Here is a 16,833-nt window from a genome sequence, read left to right as displayed (position 1 = left end):
GATCGCGCTTCAATCGATCGGCGAAACCCACTGCAACTCCTCGGTGCCGGAACTCTGCGGACCTGACGGGTACTACCAGGCCCTGTCCGGAGCAAGGAAGATCTTGGACCCCAGCGGCTGGTCCAGGCTGGCGGCCAGCGCCTCGTCGAACCTCTCCAGCGGGTAGACCGGGCCCAGGAGGTCGTCCATCTCGAGTTCGCCGGCCAGCCTCACGACGTCGTCGAGCACGTTGTAGGAGACCGCGGCCAGTGTCACGTCGTTGCGGACGGCCCTGGTCACGTCCAGCGTGAGCGGCACTGCCGGGCGGCTCTTCAACACGACCACGCCGCCCGGCCGGACCGACCGAAGCGCCAGGTCGAGCGCCTCGTCGGTGCCGGCGGCCTCGATCACGAAGTCGTAGTACCCGTGGGCGACTTCGTCCCCCGCGAGGCCCAGGCCCAGGGCCGGGGCCGTCTCGACGTCGGAGAAGCCGCGGGCGCGAAGGACCCGGGTCGTGAGGTCGGAGATCCGCCCCGAGCCCAGCACCAGTCCCCGCTCCTCGGGCCGGATCGGGGCCCCGAGCACCGCGGACATCGCGGCGATCGGTTCCACGCAGGCGGCCCGCGCCAACGGCAGGTCCGCCGGCACGGCGCACAGGCTCGCCTCGGGCACGACCACCTGCTCGGCGAACGCACCGTCGATGTCGACGCCGAGCATGAGCCGGTGAGCACAGCGGGTGCCGTCCGCGCACGCCTTGCAGTCGCCGCACGGGATCAGCGGCAGCGCCACCGCCACGCGGTCCCCGGGCCGGTGGCTGCTCGTCGGGTCGGATTCGACCACCTCCCCGACCACCTCGTGGCCGAGGACCCTCGTACCCCCCAGCGGAAGCAGCCCGGTTGCCGCCTGGACGTCCGTGCGACAGATCGCCGCCAGCAGCACTCGGAGCCTGACCCAACCGGACGGTCGCAGCGGCTCAGGGACGTCGCCGAGCTCGGTGCACTCGGAGTTCCGAATGACAGCCTTCATGAAAAAGATCCCACCCTCAGAATTTGACCGCGTAAGTCGAATCGTCTTCGACCGTCGTGAAAAACTCGCCGAGGAAATCCTCCAGACGGGCGTGTGAATCCGCCACGAAGAGCACCGGCTGATGGGCGTGCGAATCGTAGTCCTGATTCGCCATGGCAGCCAGGTCCAGCGGCCTGATGTCGGTGTTCTGGAACTGCCGGAGCTCCCTGACGGAGGACAGGAGGCTCGCCCCCCACACCTTGACCTCGCCCCCCTCCCGCACCAGCCCGCACTCCACGCCGAACCAGAAGATCCGCGAGACGAGCTCCACGACCTCGGAGTTCTGCAGGCGCCGCACGGCGTCTCCGGCGAGTTGATACAGCTGCGCCCAGCGCTCGTTCACCAGATGTGGGCCGTGTCCGACGACCTCGTGGATCATGTCCGGTTCCGGAGAGAAACCGGGCCGTGAGACATGGCGAATGTACTGGGTGGACCGGAAGTTCCGGTCGGCGAGACTCTCGTAGAATCCCCTGGCCGAGACGCTTCCGGCGACCGGCGTCATTCGGAACCCGGTCGCCTTCTCGATCGTGTCCGAAACGTCACGAAGTTGCGGTGGCCGGTGCGACGGAAGACCGAGCGTGCTCAGTGATTCCAGGTACACCGAACTCGCGTGGCGCTGGTGGAGGTCGTGCAGTTCCTCTCTCACCAGCTGCCAGACCCGACGGTCGTCGCCCGAGTACACGACGTGCGAGGCCGGGTCCCCGGGCCGGGCGTGGATCGCCGCGGCGGCGATCCACTCGCGGCGCTCGATGTATCGCTGATCGCCATACCCGGGGTGGGCCTCAGGCAAGGTCACCGATATTTCGCCGTCATTGTTGTCGATAAGCGCCGGCCCCGGCCGCCGCCCCCGCATCGTCACGTCAGTAGATTGATCCGCCATGTCGGACACCGTAGCCTTATCGCGTCAGACCCCGGTCCTGTTAATTGCCAGGACTTCCGAGCCGAGGTTCGGGAGATATCAGGGTGCTGGTATTGGTATTGCGGCTAAATCCTGGTCGCCGAGAGCACGAACCTCTCGGCTGCCCCGAGGAGCTCCTCCACCGCCGCACCCGGGAGGTAGTTCGCGTTGTAGTCCGCGACGAGCTGCGGCCCTGTTTCGTACAGGTTCCATGAGACGGCCACGGTCTCGGTCCAGATCTTGTCCCCGGGCAGGCTCAGTTCGACGTACTCCGCCCCGGTACCGGTGAACAGCGGGGTGTAGTACGTGGACCTCGGGTACTCGTTCAGTTCGACGTAGAGTCCTGCGGCCTCCTGGTCGGCCGCCGTCAGCGTCTCGTTCCACGACATTCCCGCAACGGTGAGCGGAAGGGCGTACTCGAAGACGTCATGGGTTCGGTCGGACACCTGCCGGACCGTTTCGAGCGGACTCGCGGACCGGCGTCCGAGGTGCAGCGGCACGGTTTGGACGAACAGCCCCGCGGTCTGCGAGGTCCCTGGCAGCCCGCGCCCGTGGTGGGCAACGGAGATCCCTGCCGTCGGATCGCCGGCAACCTCCCGCACACCCGCGAGCACACCCGAGGAGACCACCGCGAAGGGTGTTACCCGGGCCTGCCGGGAGAGTGCGTGCACCCGGGCCCTGGCATCCGCCGGAAGGTCTCTGGTGACCACCGCGTGCCGGTACCCGCCGGTGTGCTCCGCATCGGCCAGGAAGCGAGGCGGATAGGCGCCGAACTCCCGGGTGTAGGAGCTCCAGAACGCCCTGCGCTCCTCTCCCCATGCACTGGAGAACAGACGGCGCTGCTCCGAGGCGAAATCCTGGTAGCTGCCCGCCTCCGCCAGGTCGCCGTCCTCGCCGTCCTCGCCGGCCAGGGCCCGGTCATAGAACTCCCGGAAATCCGCCTTGATGCGGAGCCAGGAGATCAGGTCGGTGATGATGTGATCCATCGCGATCCCGAAGAGATGCCTCCGCTCGCCGCGCTGCACGATGGCGATGCGTGCGAATCCCGGGCCGTCCAGGCTGAACGGGGTCCCGAGGAAGCGGCGCATCAGCTCGATCGCGTCCTCGTCCGTCTCCGCGGTGTGGAACTCCACCTCGCTCAGGACGTCGTCGTGCGTGCATGCCTCGTCTGCCGAGACGTACGTCCTGCGCAGGACGTCGTGACGCCGACAGACTCGCCGCCACGCCTCGCGAACCGCGGCTGTGTCCAGTTCTCCGGTTATCCACACCGCCCGGTGCACCAGATTGTTCCAGTCGGCGAACTCCCCGGTCAGCCTTGCCTTTTCGGAAAGCGAAGTCGGCCCGAGGGAGTTCTTGCCCCGGGGCGGTGTCACCGACGGCCCATGGGTGCGCGGCGGCCGCATGCCTCAGGCACTGATGTCATGCGAGTCGGCCGATTCGCGCCCCGGCCTGCCCTCAAGGAAGTCCGAGAGGCTCCGCGGCGAGGTGTGGGTGAACACCTCACGCAGCTTCACATCGACGCCGAGGGTCCGGTGGACCTCACCGACGATCTGCAACATGTGCAACGAGGTTCCGTCGTTGTCGAGGAGGTCGGAGTTCTCGTCGAGGTCGGGCCTACCGAGGACCTGTCGCCAGATCCTGGTCAGGATTTCAGTACGCTCTGACATCTCTCCCCATAACGTAGACCCACATCGGAATGCCTGGAAAGGAAACTACCGAGCGGCGCGATGCACATGTACTGACAACAGTCAGGATCAGGCCGGCATCGCGAATCCGCCGGTGGGGCCATTTCCGATACTGGCACCTGTCAGTACGCATATTCATGTGCGTCGCCTACTATGCCTGGCATCGCCACCTCCGGCCACCGGCTGATGCCGGGTCCGGAGGGCAGGGGTAGATCATCGCCTTAATTCTCACCCTGAACGTAAAGTAGGTCACATGAAACTGATCGGGGCAGGCCTGCCGCGCACGGCGACACTGACTCAGAAGATCGCGCTTGAAATGCTGGGATACGGCCCCTGCTATCACATGAACACGGTCTCCGCCGATCGGAACCAGTGGCTGGCCGCGTACGAGGGCAACCCCGACTGGGCGGCGATATTCGCCGGATACTCGGCAGCGGTCGACTACCCGGCATCGTTCTACTACCGGGAGCTGGCCGAGGCCTATCCGGACGCGAAGGTCCTGCTCAGCGTGCGGGACGGCCACTCGTGGGCCCGCAGCATACGGGACACCATCTGGGGCCTCACGTACGGCGACACGGTGGCTCGCCACCTGGCAGCGGCCGTGGAGGCCGCCGATCCCGAGATGCGCCGGAACGCCCGGATGCTGCGGGGCATGTACGCCCGGGCCGAGCTGTTCGGGCCCGACCCGGAGGTCTTCGACGAGGACACGGTGGCCGCGGGGATGCAGCGGCACATCGAGGAGGTCCGCGCGCACATCCCGGCGGACCGACTTCTGGAGTGGTCCCCGAAGGACGGCTGGGAGCCGCTCTGCGCCTTCCTGGAGGTCCCCGTCCCGGAGACCCCGCTGCCGCACGTCAACGGTTCCGCCGTGTTCAACGAGTACCAGGTCGACAGCCTGCTGAGGGTCCTGCAGGGGATGAACCTGTAGCTTCGCCGCTTCGGACCGGGTCGGCTTCGGACCGGGTCGGCTCCGGACCGGGTCGGCTTCGGACCGGGTCGGCTCCGGACCGGGTCGGCTCCGGACCGGGTCGGCACCCGGAGCCGACCGGGCGTGGCCTCGGTCCGGCCGTGACGGCTCGCCGGCTTTGCGGGCGGGCCGTTTCCGCATGTCCAGGCGGCTGGTCCGGTCCTGTGGGTCTCGGAGCCCGGCTGTCGGCAGCGGGCTCCTCTCCGGCTCACCGGAATCATCAACTCCGTTGGAATGACTACTTGTTAGGGTGCAGAAATGGAACATCTGGAATCCGTGGTGTGGCCGCCTGAGCCGATCAGGACCGAGAGGCTCGTGCTCCGTGGGCCCGAGGCCGGGGACCGTGCGGCGTTCGTCGAGCTGCTCGCCTCGCCGGAGGTGAACACCTACCTCGGCGGCCCCCGGCCGCGTGACGAGCTCGAGCGCGAACTGCCCGAGGTGCCCGAGCAGTGGCCCGGGAGCTTCGTCGTCGACCTCGACGGGGCGATGATCGGCCAGATCCTGCTCAGGAGGGCCACCGGGCACCGCCGCCCGGCCGCCGCGGGAAAGGCCGATCTCGGCTACCTGTTCCTCCCCCACGCGTGGGGGTTCGGCTACGCCGCCGAGGCGTGCACGGCGGCACTCGGCTGGCTCGCCGCCGCACTTCCCGGCGAGCCCGTGGTCCTCACCACCCAGAGCGCCAACACCGGCTCGATGCGGCTCGCGGCGAAGCTGGGGTTCACCGAGGTGGAGCGCTTCGAGGCCTGGGGCACCGAACAGTGGCTCGGCATGTACTCCCCGCTCACGCCCTCCAGTTGAGTCTGCGACGGAACCGCCGGGCCGGGAGAACCGGGCTGCGGCGCGTTTCCACGTGATGGACGTCGACGCCCTGGCCGCGGCCGGGCCGCGAGCACTCGCGGTCCGGCCGCGGCCAGGGCGTCTTCCGTGCCGCCTGGGCCGGCGTCCCCGTCCGGCGCCGGCCGGTGCTTCACATGACCTTCGGTGTCACCGGCTGCCCGGCCAGACGACATCGTCGAGGAAGCGCTCTACCGCCGTCGCCACCTCGCCGAGCACGGCGGCGGAGTCCCTGAGGGGGCCGGGCACGAACATGCTGTGATCGGCGTTCTCGATCTCGAGCACGTGCGGAGTGAGCGACCGGGCGAGGTCACCGTCCCAGAACTCGTCGGCCGTCCCGCCGACGAGCAGGAAGGGTGCGGTGCTCCGCCGCAGCGCCTCGATGGTCTTCTCGGCGACCGGCGCGCTGGCCAGGAACGGTGTGAACCAGATGGCGGGCAGATTGTATTCGGCCGCCACGGGGGCTGCCCGCGTACCGAGCGACTTGGCGATAATCACCGTCTCGCTCGCGCCGGCCGAAGCGACTGCTCTTACCGCGGCGGTCACCCGCTCAGTGATCATGTCGTCCACGTCGTCGGCGAAGAGATCCCCGGTGCCGAGTTCCCATTCGACCGGGTACATGAACGCCCCGCGCCGTGCCACCGCCTCACGGTTGAACATCAGCAGCGAAGTGCCGGGTCCGTAGATTCTCCCGGGCGCGATCACCGCGGCCCGAATTGGCGTTTCGTAGTTCTCGTCCGTCATTTCTCAACCGTCTATCGGGGCCGCATTACCGGGAAAGAGTTTGCCGAGCGGCAGGTCCGCCCGGTTTGTCCGATCGCCGTCACGACGCCTTGCCCGCAAGCACGGCGGCAGCGACGGTTTCCGCCTCCCGACGCAACCGCGACACCTGCTCCGCCGGCCCGGAGGAGCAGGTGTCCCGGCAGTTCGACAGGGAGTACACAGGAGGCTCGACTTCCATCTCACCGTCACGGGATTCCGGTTGGGCACAGCACGGCACCGCGTCCGGGCTGCCACCATCGACGGGCCGGGACATCCACCGATCGCCGTCGACCCTCGCCCAGGCCCACCTCGGTCCGGTCGCCATCACCACGGAGTCCACGCGACAGACCTCACCGCTGTCCAGATAGAGCACCACCCCGGACTCGTCCGTCGTGCCGAACTGCTCGACCCGGCTCCTGATCCTCCGCACCGTGGCAATTCCGTTGGCCTGGATTATCGACTCGCCGACGGTGTGCGCGAGGTAGGTCCGGTACCGGTACCAGCTGGGAGGCAGGTCGGTGCGCGAAGGACACTCACCTCGCCGGCACAGCCAACGGGCAAAGTGCTCGGCGTCGCCGTCGAAGCAGCTCAAGTCCTCGGCGGGCGTTTCAAGTCGGCGCTCACCCGGATCCGGAGCGGGCCCGACCACTCCGGCGTCAAGGCCCGGATCGACGAGGAGCAGTTCGATCGGCACACCCTGGGGATGGTTCGACGCTCCGTCACATAGATGCACCGCTGCCAGCGAACCGGCTACACCAAGACCTACGACAGCGACCACCGTCCGCTGACCTCGCACGTCGTACACCTGCCCCCCTAACGATCGTGGATGGAATTCTTCCCTCAGGCCACTCAGAGTGCGTGGTCGGGAACCTTGACCGAATCGAGAACCGTCACCGTGTGCCCGACCTTCTCACCGCTCTCGACCAGGGCGAGGGCGTCCACCGCCGCGATCTCGTACGGCGCCAGCTCGCTCTCGATCTGCAGCGCCCGCGCACCGGCGGCGGCCGGCGACAAGCCGTCGAACGCCTCCCGCAGGACGCTCACCGGGTAGAAGTGGAACGGACCGAGGCCCTCCCGCTCCCACCGGGCGAATCCGCCCACCACCTCGTGCGGTTCGGACTGGACCTTCCAGGTGTAGGTCAGCACGCTGCCGTTGTAACCGGCGGCCCCGGAAAGTGCCAGGATCTCCGATATCGGAATGCGTGCACCGATCGACGACAGCACGCGGCCACCGACCCGCAGGACCGGGTACGCCTGCTGCAGAGCCAGGTAGTGCAGGGTGACGAGGTTCTTCTCGGCGAAACCGGGGATCTCCTCGCTGCGTTCCCGGATGAAGGTCGAGCTCGTCTGGCCGTCGGCGAGATCGTCGGTCTCGGCCATCGGGATGTTGGGAAGGTTCTCATAGATCACATCGACCTCCGACAACGTCCCCACCAGCGGGGAGAGCAGGTCGCCGACGCCCCCGACCAGTTCGACGTCCTGCGCCAGGAGGTTGCTCTGGATGTTCCTCCGGGCGTGTTCGAGAACGTCGTCGTGGATGTCGGTGAACCCGACGGTGCGTGCCTTCAGGATCTCCACGGCCGCCAGGGCGTCCAGGCCGGCACCCGTACCGATCGTGCAGAACCGCGGTGCAAGGAATCCCATCTGGGAAAGCGTCTTGAATGCAGGCACGGCGACGCTCGCAACCCAGTCGGCGCGCGGATCGTCCGACTTCGGGAGGTACGAGTGCTCCGTCAGTTCGAGCCTGATGGCGGACCTGATCCGCCGTGTTTCCCCGATCTGGAAGAACTCGCCCGGCGACACCACAACTTCTGCCTTGCTGACCTGCGTACTCATCTTTCCCTCTCTTCGATAAGGCTAGTTCTCGCCCAGGGCGACCAGGAATTCAGGGGACCCCTCCACCTGCGATCGGCCTTGGGCCATGATGATGTTGTCGGTGATCAGCAGGTCGCCACGGCGCCACGGGAGCTCGGTCTTCACCGAGTCGTAGGCGTGGTCTATGGCCGCCACGTCCTCCTCCGACAGCGGTGATCCGTCCCCGAAGAAGGTGTTCATCGGGAGGTGCCGACCGAAGGCCCTGGTCATGTAGGCGCGTTCGTTCGGATCCAGGCTGCCGGCGTTGAGGAAGGAGAGCTGGTTGAACCAGCACTCCTCCCCGGTGACCGGGTGCCTGATGACGCCGGGCAGGCGCCGCACCGTGTGCAGCGTGCCGTTGGGGAGCCAGTCGAACTCGATCCCCTCCGCCGCCAGGAGCTCCTCAAGCGCTGCACGGTCCGTCACCGGGAAGGCCTCCGGCCACGCGATGCCGAATCCACCGTGGAAGGCCCGGGTCATGGTCCAACCGCCCTCCCGTACACGGTCGGAGAGGTGCGCGGGTAGCCGGCCCGCTATCCGGCGGGCGTCGCTGAGGTGGGACCGCCCATCGCCCTCCGGAGGGGTGATGCACGCGGTGAGCACCACCGGGGGAAACCTCCTGCTGAAGGAGTTCTCCTGGATCGGGCAGATGTGCCGGTCCTGCGGCCAGCTGATGGGCGAGATGACGCCGCCCCCGAAGTCCCTCCGGCGGTTGAACACCTCGGTGGGCGTGAAGCTGCCGATACCCAGCGCGTCCCGTGCCTCGGCAAGCCGGTCCGGTCCGTCCATCGGCAGTCCGTGGACGAGGACCGCGCCGTGGACCAGCAGGTGGTCGCGAATGGTCGCCGTCATGCCCCGCAGCCACGGCAACGGTGAGTCGGTCGGAGCCTCGAAGGAAGGAATCGAGGCCTCTTCCTGCAGCTTGGGGGAAATCTCGCTCACTTGTCTCCTCCTACTGACGCACATCACTGGATGGGCAGCCCGCCGCACCACCGGACCTGACGGAGCGTCAGATCGTCGTGCGCCATGGGTGCCTCAAATCCTCCGGATGCGTACGGACACTGACACTCCGTCACTCCGATTCAAAACACTCAGGAGGGACTGGCGGCCGCCGCCGGCGAGGGTTCGGCGGCCGCACCGAGCGATCGTTCGGCGGCACGGGCCACCGGCGGGGTGGCGACGGCCGCGAGGACGACGATGGCGGCGATCGCCAGCCAACCCGCCGTGTGCCAGTTCATGGCGAGGTAGGTGTAGACGGCAGGCGCCCACACGGTGCCTATGGTCTGGCCGACCTGGGTGACGCCCTGGTACTCGCCGCGGCGGGCGGGGTCGGACAGCAGCGCGGTGAATCCCCAGCCCGCCGCCGCCTGGAAGAGCTCGGCACCGGTCAGGACGATGTGCGCCAGCCAGACGAGGGCGATGGTCAGCCATGCGGCGCTGCTGCCGTGGGTGAACACGACGACCACGCAGGAGGCCGCGAAGCAGACGGCGCTGCGGTATGCCGCCCGGATCGCGCCCGCCAGTGTGTGGGTGCCGCGGGCGGTCATGGTCTGCATGGTCACCGCCATGAGGGTGTTGGTCGCGAACAGCCCCGCCAGCAGGACGTGCGGAGCGTTGGTCTCCTCGACCAGCCAGAGCGGGATGACCACGGAGAGGATCACCTGGTTCGTGGACAGGACACCGCCCAGGACGGACACGGCGAAGAACGGCCGGTTGCGCAGCGCGCCGCCCCGCTTCCGCTGCTCGCGCCCGCTGGACCGGGTGGGATCCTGAACGGGTTTGGCGGTGTCGGGGAGCCGGAGGATCATCACCGCGTTGAGGAGCATCACCAGGCCGACGAAGACGGGGAGCAGCCGGACGGCGGTGTCACTGCCGGTGGCGAGCGCCAGGCCGCCCAACCCCGCGCCGATGGTGAACCCGGCGTTCAGTGCGCTCCGGTTGTAGGCGAGCGCCGCGATCCGCTCCTCCTCGGTGTAGAGGTTGAGTGAATACGCGCCGTAGCCCGCAGATCCGCCAACGTTGATCATTCCCAGGGTTATGACGACCACCAGGAAGGCGACGAACCCGCGGGCCTGCGGGTAGGCGAGGTAGCAGGCCGCCTCTGCGAGGGACGCCGCCGCCCACATGACCTTCGGGCCGACCCGGTCGGCGGCCCGGCCCAGCGGCACGGCGACAACGACGGTGACGAGCCCGGCAATGGTCAGGCCCAGGCCCACCGTCGCGGCGGAGAGGCCGACAACCTTGGTGAAGAAGACCGCGTTCGCGGTGAAGAAGCTGCCGGTGCCGATTCCGTAGACCAGAGCCTGAGCACTGACCCGGCCCGCCGTCGGCGACGGCGGGGCCATCCGGCGCAGCAGGCGTGCCAACGGTTTTTGAGGGGCGGAAGGCGGGACGGCTGATCTGGCTCGGGACATGTGCGCACGCTAGCGGGGCGGATTGGTGCACGTGTCCTGACATAGGACAGGCTCGGGAGTTGCGGCCGGCCGCGCCGACGCACAGCGGCTGGTGACGAATACCGATGGCGGTGTGCACCACCCGCCGGAGCCCTGCCGGGCGTCAGTACGGTTCGCCGGGCCGGTCGGTAATCTACTGGTTCGAGTATAGGGAATTAATCGTCATACCGAATAACGCATTCACGACCAAGGGATAGGGAATGGCAAAGCTTGTGCCCCTCACGCTGGTCGAGCGGTTCCTGCAGGGCTTGGAGATATCCCCGGACCGTCCCGCTGTAAGGATCGGATCGGAGCTCGCCACCTACCAGCAGGTGCACGACACGGCCATGCGCTGGGCGGGGTCGCTGGTGGCGAACGGCTCCCCCCGGGCGGTGGGAGTCCTGGCGGGCAAGAGCATCACCTCCTATGCGGGCCTGCTGGCCGTCCTGTACGCGGGCGCCACGGTGGTCCCGTTGCAGCCGGGCTTTCCCACCGAGCTCACCCGTCGGATGATCAGGGTGGCCGAGCTGGACACCCTGATCGTGGACGAGCGGGGACTGGCGGTCCTACCGGAGGTCACCGATCAGGAGACGCCCCTTCGCGTCCTCGACACCGGTGGCTTCGCCGACAGGTTTCCGACCGTTCCGGTGGCCTCCCATCCGGAGTTCACGGCGCCGGTCCAGGTGACCCAAGCGGACCGGGCGTACGTTCTCTTCACATCGGGTTCGACGGGGATTCCGAAGGGGGTCCCCGTTTCGCACGGCGGTTTCGCGCACTATTTCGACCAGCTTTTCAGGCGGTGCGACTTCGGACCGGAGGACGTGCTCGGCCAGACCTACGACCTCAGTTTCGACCCCGGCATACACGACGTGTTCGCCGCCTGGGGTGCAGGTGCGACGATCCAGGTGGTGCCGCCCTCGGCGTACCGGGATCTTCCCGCGTTCGTCGCCGAGCACGGGATCACCATCTGGCACTCCACGCCGAGCGGTATCTGGATGGCCCGGGAGATGGGCGGGCTGGAGAAGGGCGCGCTCAGCGGCCTGAAGTGGTCGATCTTCGGCGGGGAGGCCCTGCGCTGCCAGGACGTCGAGGACTGGCTGGCGGCCGCACCGGGATCCAGGTTGGAGAACCGCTACGGGCCGACCGAGCTCTCGATCGGCATCTCCTACCACCGCTGGGCCGGCGAGGAGTCGGTGAAGCGCGGCATCAACGGAACCGTGCCGATCGGGAGGGTGCACGCGGGCCACGACTTCCGCCTGGTGACCGAACACGGGGAGCAGTCCCCCGAGGAGGGCGAGCTGTGGGTCACCGGCCCGCAGATGATTGCCGGCTACCTCGATCCGGCCGACGACGAAGGACGGTTCGTCGACTTCGACGGCCGGCGCTGGTACCGCACCGGTGACCGGGTCCGCGCGAATCCGGACGGCGAACTCGCCTACATCGGCCGCATGGACTCGCAGGTGAAGGTGCACGGGTGGCGCGTCGAGCTGGCCGAGATCGACCATCTGGTCCGCGAGTGCGACGGGGTGCGCGACGCGGTCACCGTCGCGCGGCCCACGGCCCACGGGACGGAGCTGGTCGCGTTCTACACCGGCGCCGAGATTCCGGAGCCGACGTTGGCCGACGCCATGCGCGCCGTGCTGCAGGCCAGCACACTGCCGCGCCGGTACATCCACCTGGACAGGTTCCCGCTGAATTCCAACCGGAAGGTGGACCGACTGGCACTGCGCGAGCGGGCCGAGAATCTGCCGGATTGATCGAGGCGTCGGCCGGGAGGGGTGCGGCGGGAGAACGGCACCCCTCTCTCCGCCGATCAGGAGGAACTGAGCGATGGCCGGATACCGGCGCACGGCCGAAGAGGCGGAGAGGTTCCACAAGCACGGCATCGACCTGACGGTCTACCGTCAGCGCGACCCGTCCGCGACGGTCGTCCGCGTGCACGTCGAGCGAGGGCACTTTCAGGAGTTCTACAATGTGAGAAGTTCCTACGTCTATTACGTCATCGCCGGTCGAGGGGTGTTCTACCTGGACGGCGAGGCGGTGGAGGTCGGCGCCACCGACCTGGTCACGGTCCCGCCGAACACCCGCATCCACTACTTCGGCGCGATGGAGATGGTTCTGACCGTCGCACCGGCGTTCGATGACCGGGACGAACGGCATGTCAGGTTCATCGACGAGGACGAGGCCCCTGGAGCCGAGTAGGCTCGCCGCGGTCCGCGCCCATCTGCTGGAGATGGGCGGGGACCTGACGGCTGCCGGGACGTGCGGTGCGGTGGCGGATGGTCAGGCATGCAGCCCCTGGAGTCGGAGGAGGAGACCGGCGACGTCGCTGGCGTTGATCGCGCCGGTGGCGTCGAGGGCGGTCTCCCAGGCCGGGTCGGTGCAGATCAGCAGGGGGCCGTCGGCGGCCGAGTCCGGGAGGCGGCCGTGCGAGCCGCGGACCCAGGACGGGTCCAGCGGGACGACGTTCATGGTGTGGCGCAGGCCGAGCTTCTTGCGCGCCAGTCCGAGTGCCGCCCTGGCCTTGGCCAGGCGGTCCGCCGGATCGAAGAACAGCTCGGCCGGGTCGTAGCCGGGCTTGCGGTGGATCTCGACGGACCGGGCGAAGTCGGGGGCGTGCGCGTCGTCCAGCCAGTAGTAGTAGGTGAACCAGGCATCGGGCTCGGCCACCGCCACCAGCTCGCCGGAGCGGGGGTGGTCGAGGCCGTAGCGGGCCTGCTCCGCCCGGTCCAGGACTTCGTCCACGCCCGGCAGTCGGAGCAGGTGGTCGCGCACCTTCGGGAGGTCCGCCTCGTCGGGGACGTAGACGTGGGCGACCTGGTGGTCGGCGACGGCGAAGGCCCGCGAGGTCCACGGGTCCAGGTACTCCATCCCCGCCTGGGTGTACACGTCGAGCCAACCCTCCCGGCGCAGCTCGCGGTTGATGTCCACCGGTCGGCTCGCCGGGGTGATGCCGTACTCGCTGAGCGCGACCACGGTGGCGCCCTCCGCCTCGGCCTGGTCCAGCAGCGGCGCCAGCTCCGCGTCGATCGCCCGGGCGGCGGCCAGCGCCTGCCGGGAGTTCGGGCCGAAGCGCTGCAGGTCGTAGTCCAGGTGCGGGACGTAGACCAGCAGGAGGTCGGGGCGTTCCGTGCGCAGGATCCGGCGGGCCGCGGCGATGATCCACCGGCTGGAGGCCAGTCCGGCCGTCGGTCCCCAGTACTGGAACAGCGGGAACGGTCCGAGCTCCTCGGTGAGTTGGTCGCGCAGAGCGGGTGGCCGGGTGTAGCAGTCGGGCGACTTCCGGCCGTCGGCGTGGTACACCGGCCGCGGGGTGACCAGCAGTTCGGTCGAGGCGCCCATGGCGTACCACCAGCAGATGTTGGCCGCCCGGTAGCCGGGCTGCCGGGCGCGGGCGGTCTCCCACACCTTCGGCGCGGTGACCAGCCGGTTGTGCTGGCGCCACAGGTGGATCTCGCCGAGCTCCCGGAAGTACCAGCCGTTCCCGACGATTCCGTGCTCGGCCGGCAGCCTGCCGGTGAGCAGCGTGGACTGCACGCTGCAGGTCACCGCGGGCAGGACGGTGCGCAGCGGTGCGTGGCCGCTGCGCCGGGCCAGCCGGGCGAGGTTCGGCAGGTGCGGGAGCAGCCGCGGTGTCAGCCCGACCACGTCCAGCACGATCACCGGCTTCAACGGTTCACCGTCCCGTCCGCGGCCTGGAACGTCGATGCGTTCGCCAACTCGCTTCTCGCCCAGAGGAGTTCCTCGGCGATGCCGGAGACGATGTCGGTCTCGGCGCCGGGCAGGACGGGCCAGGTGTACGTCTCCACCTCGACCACCGTCCGGTCGCGGACGGCTGCCACCGCCGCGCGGAGCACGTCGGTCGTGCTGCGCAGCGGGGCCGGCGGTGCGGCGTGCAGCGGGACGTGGAAGTGCACCCGCCAGGGGCCGCGGGCGGGCAGCGTGTCCAGCGCCTGCGGCAGGTCGTCCGCGGCGAGCACCTGTCCGGAGGTGTCCGACTCCCTGACCTGGTGCAGGTAGCGCGGTTCGGCGTAGTCGGCGAGCACGCGGCGCGCGGCCGGGTCGGCGGGGTCGTCGACGTGCAGCGCCGCCGAGGCCTGGACCTTGACCACCGCGAGGCCGGCCCGCTCGATCGAGGCCACCGTCTGCGCCGGGTCGGCGAAGGAGACGGCCAGGTGGCAGGTGTCCAGGCAGAGGCCGATGTGCTCCGGGTCCACCCGGGGTGCGAGCCAGCGCACCGCGTCCGCGACGGTGTCGAGCACACAGCCCGGTTCCGGTTCGACGGCCAGCCGGATCGGTCGGCCGGCCCGCGCGGAGACGGTGCGCAGGGTGTCCTCGGTCCGCCGCAGGGCCTGCTCGGCGGCGTGGTCGGCGTCGGTGGACCAGGGCCGGCGCCAGGCCAGCGGCAGGGTGGAGAGGCTGCCGTCGTCGGCGTCGTCGGGCAGCAGTCCGGCCAGCACGGTGGCGCAGTCGGCGGTGTAGCGCTCCCGGGCGGGCTCCGTCCAGTCGGGGCGGTACACCGCGTGTTTGACCACCGGCTGGTGGAAGCCTCCGTAGGGGAAGGCGTTCAGGGTGACGACGGCGAGGTCGCGGGCCGTCAGCTCGGCTCGCAGCCGGCGGAGCAGGGCCGGGTCGGCGGCCAGTTCCGCTGCCGTCCCGGCCGCCAGCCAGAGGCCGAGGCCGAGTCGGTCGAAGCCGGTGCGCTCGCGGATCGGGGCCGCGAAGGCGTCCAGTTGGCGGAGGATGCCGGGCAGGTCCTCCGCCGGGTGGACGTTGGTCGAGTAGCAGAGCCGGGTCATGATCCGCCCCGCTGAACGGAGTTGCCCGCGGCGGAGACCGCGTCGGCGGCGGGGGCGGCCTCGTCGAGGACGAGGTGCCCGCTGCGGCGGTAGAACTCGATCGGGTTCTGCCAGAGCACGGTGTCCACCTCGGCCGGGGTGAAGCCGGCCGCCAGCATCGCCCGGCCGACCCGGTACGGCGTGAGCGGGTCCGAACGCCCCCAGTCGGCGGCCGAGTTGACCAGGATGCGGGCCGTGCCGTACTCCTTGAGCACGGCGACCATCCGGTGCTCGTCCATCTTGGTGTCCGGGTAGATGGAGAAGCCCAGCCAGCAGCCGGAGTCCGCGACCATCGGCGCGGTGACCTCGTTGAGGTGGTCCACCAGGACGGTCCTGGGGTCGGTGCCGGACTCCCGGACCACGGCGAGGGTGCGGGCGGTGCCGGCCTTCTTGTCCCGGTGCGGGGTGTGCACCAGCACCGGCAGGCCGTGTTCCACCGCGAGCTGCAACTGCAGCCCGAACGCCTCGTCCTCGGCCCTGGTCATCGAGTCGTAGCCGATCTCGCCGACCGCGACCACGCCGTCCTTGCCGAGGTAGCGCGGCAGGACGTCCAGCACCTCGGCGCAGCGGGGGTCGTTGGCCTCCTTGGGGTTGAGGGCGATCGTGCAGTTGTGGCTGATGCCGAACTGGGAGGCCCGGAACCGCTCCCAGCCGATCAGGCCGTCGAAGTAGTCGGTGAAGGAGCTCAGGCCGGTGCGGGGCTGGCCGAGCCAGAAGGCGGGTTCGACGACGGCCCGGACGCCGGCCTCGTGCATGTTCCGGTAGTCGTCGGTGGTCCGGGAGGTCATGTGGATGTGGGGGTCGAAGATCCTCATCGCCGGCTGTCCTCCGCCCGCGGCGGTACGAGTGCCATCAGCACCGTCATGCCGAGCAGGGCGCGCAGGTCGGGGGTGATCTCCCGCCCCGCCGCCAGCCGTTCCTCGGCCAGGTCGCGGGCCATCCGCAGCAGTTCGGAGTCGGTGCGGGCGACCAGGTCGGCGACCGCGGGCAGCGTCACTCCGGTGAACAGGCACTTCACCACGCCCTGCCGCCACTGCGCCTGGTCGAGGTGGTCGGCGGCGAACCGGCCCATCGCCGCGGCGATCAGACGCGGGTCGTTGGTGCGCAGCGCGTCGGCGACCAGCTCCAGTCCGAGGTCCACCAGGGAGCCCGGCAGCAGTGGGAGCGCGCGCAGGACGCCGCGCCGCTCGGCGTCGTCGCCGTGCCGGTAGAGCCGTCCGACCTCGGCCTCCAGGGCGTCGGCGACCAGCACCTCGGAGAGCACGGCGAGCAGCCGGGCGCGGGCCTGGTCGTCGACGGTGCCGAAGACCAGCCCCTGCGGGTCGGTCTCCGGCCGGACCGGCACCCGGCCGACCGCTCGGCCGACCAGGGGGAAGTCGTCGTGGATGGCGGCGGGCCGCTGCCGGATGCGCCGCTCGGCGCCGGCCAGCCACCTGCTCTCCAGGCTGTGGACGATCGCCACCGGGCTCCCTCCGTGGGTGCCGGCGGCAAGCCAGGGGTGGTCCTCTCGGTACGCCAT

At 69.3% G+C, this 16,833-nt stretch carries 17 protein-coding genes; 4 read left to right on the top strand and 13 right to left on the bottom strand.

The features are described from left to right. Positions 1-72: 72 nt before the first annotated feature. The 4 genes from ACGFZP_RS15180 to ACGFZP_RS15165 form a co-directional block, all read right to left on the bottom strand. A complete protein-coding gene (locus ACGFZP_RS15180) occupies positions 73-1,005 on the bottom strand; it encodes a zinc-binding dehydrogenase (RefSeq protein WP_392932407.1) in 933 nt (310 codons plus the stop codon). 16 nt (positions 1,006-1,021) lie between these two features. Then, positions 1,022-1,924 (bottom strand): phenylalanine 4-monooxygenase, encoded by a 903-nt coding sequence (locus tag ACGFZP_RS15175; RefSeq protein WP_392932405.1) that lies wholly within the window; start codon positions 1,922-1,924, stop codon positions 1,022-1,024. Positions 1,925-2,028: 104 nt separating this feature from the next. Beyond that, positions 2,029-3,345, bottom strand: coding sequence for a condensation domain-containing protein (locus ACGFZP_RS15170; protein ID WP_392932403.1), 1,317 nt, complete (start codon positions 3,343-3,345; stop codon positions 2,029-2,031). Positions 3,346-3,348: 3 nt separating this feature from the next. Further along, complete coding sequence (locus ACGFZP_RS15165; protein ID WP_392932402.1) at positions 3,349-3,609, bottom strand: acyl carrier protein; 261 nt, start codon at positions 3,607-3,609, stop codon at positions 3,349-3,351. A gap of 271 nt (positions 3,610-3,880) precedes the next feature. Between ACGFZP_RS15165 and ACGFZP_RS15160 the strand changes: the two genes are divergently transcribed. After that, entirely contained in the window at positions 3,881-4,555 is a 675-nt protein-coding gene (locus tag ACGFZP_RS15160) for a sulfotransferase family protein (protein ID WP_392932401.1), read from the top strand. 297 nt (positions 4,556-4,852) lie between these two features. Continuing rightward, positions 4,853-5,392, top strand: coding sequence for a GNAT family N-acetyltransferase (locus ACGFZP_RS15155; RefSeq protein WP_392932399.1), 540 nt, complete (start codon positions 4,853-4,855; stop codon positions 5,390-5,392). A 186-nt stretch (positions 5,393-5,578) separates the two neighbouring features. On the opposite strand, the gene ACGFZP_RS15150 is transcribed toward ACGFZP_RS15155, so the two are convergent. The 5 genes from ACGFZP_RS15150 to ACGFZP_RS15130 form a co-directional block, all read right to left on the bottom strand. Further along, positions 5,579-6,172: an alpha/beta hydrolase gene (locus ACGFZP_RS15150; protein ID WP_392932397.1), complete on the bottom strand. Its 594-nt coding sequence runs from the start codon at positions 6,170-6,172 to the stop codon at positions 5,579-5,581. Positions 6,173-6,251: 79 nt separating this feature from the next. Further along, complete coding sequence (locus ACGFZP_RS15145) at positions 6,252-6,968, bottom strand: FAD/NAD(P)-binding protein (protein WP_392933457.1); 717 nt, start codon at positions 6,966-6,968, stop codon at positions 6,252-6,254. Between the two features lie 71 nt (positions 6,969-7,039). Next, on the bottom strand, positions 7,040-8,026 hold the full coding sequence (locus ACGFZP_RS15140) for a class I SAM-dependent methyltransferase (RefSeq protein ID WP_392932395.1): 987 nt from the start codon (positions 8,024-8,026) through the stop codon (positions 7,040-7,042). Positions 8,027-8,047: 21 nt separating this feature from the next. Next, a complete protein-coding gene (locus ACGFZP_RS15135; protein ID WP_392932393.1) occupies positions 8,048-8,986 on the bottom strand; it encodes a TauD/TfdA family dioxygenase in 939 nt (312 codons plus the stop codon). Positions 8,987-9,135: 149 nt separating this feature from the next. Continuing rightward, positions 9,136-10,410, bottom strand: a complete 1,275-nt coding sequence (locus tag ACGFZP_RS15130; RefSeq protein WP_392932391.1) for an MFS transporter — start codon at positions 10,408-10,410, stop codon at positions 9,136-9,138. Between the two features lie 287 nt (positions 10,411-10,697). Here ACGFZP_RS15130 and ACGFZP_RS15125 point away from each other — a divergent pair, with 287 nt between their 5' ends. Together ACGFZP_RS15125 and ACGFZP_RS15120 are read left to right on the top strand one after the other, a co-directional pair. Beyond that, positions 10,698-12,233: an AMP-binding protein gene (locus ACGFZP_RS15125; protein ID WP_392932389.1), complete on the top strand. Its 1,536-nt coding sequence runs from the start codon at positions 10,698-10,700 to the stop codon at positions 12,231-12,233. Positions 12,234-12,306: 73 nt separating this feature from the next. After that, a complete protein-coding gene (locus tag ACGFZP_RS15120) occupies positions 12,307-12,678 on the top strand; it encodes a cupin domain-containing protein (protein ID WP_392932387.1) in 372 nt (123 codons plus the stop codon). Positions 12,679-12,759: 81 nt separating this feature from the next. Here ACGFZP_RS15120 and ACGFZP_RS15115 read toward each other — a convergent pair whose 3' ends face one another. From ACGFZP_RS15115 to ACGFZP_RS15100, 4 genes are read right to left on the bottom strand one after another with little or no spacing between them, the layout of a single operon-like run. Further along, the gene (locus ACGFZP_RS15115) at positions 12,760-14,148 is read right to left on the bottom strand and encodes an alkaline phosphatase family protein (RefSeq protein ID WP_392932386.1); all 1,389 of its coding nucleotides are present in this window, start codon (positions 14,146-14,148) and stop codon (positions 12,760-12,762) included. Next, positions 14,145-15,275 carry a metabolite traffic protein EboE gene (eboE, locus tag ACGFZP_RS15110; RefSeq protein ID WP_392932384.1) on the bottom strand — a complete coding sequence of 377 codons (1,131 nt, stop codon included), beginning with the start codon at positions 15,273-15,275 and terminating at the stop codon, positions 14,145-14,147. The genes ACGFZP_RS15115 and eboE overlap by 4 nt, the downstream gene beginning before the upstream one ends. Then, on the bottom strand, positions 15,272-16,129 hold the full coding sequence (locus ACGFZP_RS15105) for a TatD family hydrolase (protein WP_392932382.1): 858 nt from the start codon (positions 16,127-16,129) through the stop codon (positions 15,272-15,274). Before ACGFZP_RS15105 ends, eboE begins: the two co-directional genes overlap by 4 nt. Then, the gene (locus tag ACGFZP_RS15100; protein WP_392932380.1) at positions 16,126-16,833 is read right to left on the bottom strand and encodes an EboA domain-containing protein; all 708 of its coding nucleotides are present in this window, start codon (positions 16,831-16,833) and stop codon (positions 16,126-16,128) included. Before ACGFZP_RS15100 ends, ACGFZP_RS15105 begins: the two co-directional genes overlap by 4 nt.

Origin of the sequence: Kitasatospora sp. NPDC048239 (genome assembly GCF_043202015.1) — a bacterium.
Lineage (GTDB): Bacteria > Actinomycetota > Actinomycetes > Streptomycetales > Streptomycetaceae > Kitasatospora.
This window is presented reverse-complemented; position numbering and strand designations above follow the sequence as displayed.

Bases quoted from the DNA above. Each gene is read 5' to 3' on its own strand.
- ACGFZP_RS15180 (WP_392932407.1), bottom strand. From the start codon at position 1,005: ATGAAGGCTGTCATTCGGAACTCCGAGTGCACCGAGCTCGGCGACGTC.
- ACGFZP_RS15175 (WP_392932405.1), bottom strand. From the start codon at position 1,924: ATGGCGGATCAATCTACTGACGTGACGATGCGGGGGCGGCGGCCGGGG.
- ACGFZP_RS15170 (WP_392932403.1), bottom strand. From the start codon at position 3,345: ATGCGGCCGCCGCGCACCCATGGGCCGTCGGTGACACCGCCCCGGGGC.
- ACGFZP_RS15165 (WP_392932402.1), bottom strand. From the start codon at position 3,609: ATGTCAGAGCGTACTGAAATCCTGACCAGGATCTGGCGACAGGTCCTC.
- ACGFZP_RS15160 (WP_392932401.1), top strand. From the start codon at position 3,881: ATGAAACTGATCGGGGCAGGCCTGCCGCGCACGGCGACACTGACTCAG.
- ACGFZP_RS15155 (WP_392932399.1), top strand. From the start codon at position 4,853: ATGGAACATCTGGAATCCGTGGTGTGGCCGCCTGAGCCGATCAGGACC.
- ACGFZP_RS15150 (WP_392932397.1), bottom strand. From the start codon at position 6,172: ATGACGGACGAGAACTACGAAACGCCAATTCGGGCCGCGGTGATCGCG.
- ACGFZP_RS15140 (WP_392932395.1), bottom strand. From the start codon at position 8,026: ATGAGTACGCAGGTCAGCAAGGCAGAAGTTGTGGTGTCGCCGGGCGAG.
- ACGFZP_RS15125 (WP_392932389.1), top strand. From the start codon at position 10,698: ATGGCAAAGCTTGTGCCCCTCACGCTGGTCGAGCGGTTCCTGCAGGGC.
- ACGFZP_RS15120 (WP_392932387.1), top strand. From the start codon at position 12,307: ATGGCCGGATACCGGCGCACGGCCGAAGAGGCGGAGAGGTTCCACAAG.
- eboE (WP_392932384.1), bottom strand. From the start codon at position 15,275: ATGACCCGGCTCTGCTACTCGACCAACGTCCACCCGGCGGAGGACCTG.
- ACGFZP_RS15105 (WP_392932382.1), bottom strand. From the start codon at position 16,129: ATGAGGATCTTCGACCCCCACATCCACATGACCTCCCGGACCACCGAC.
- ACGFZP_RS15100 (WP_392932380.1), bottom strand. From the start codon at position 16,833: ATGGCGTACCGAGAGGACCACCCCTGGCTTGCCGCCGGCACCCACGGA.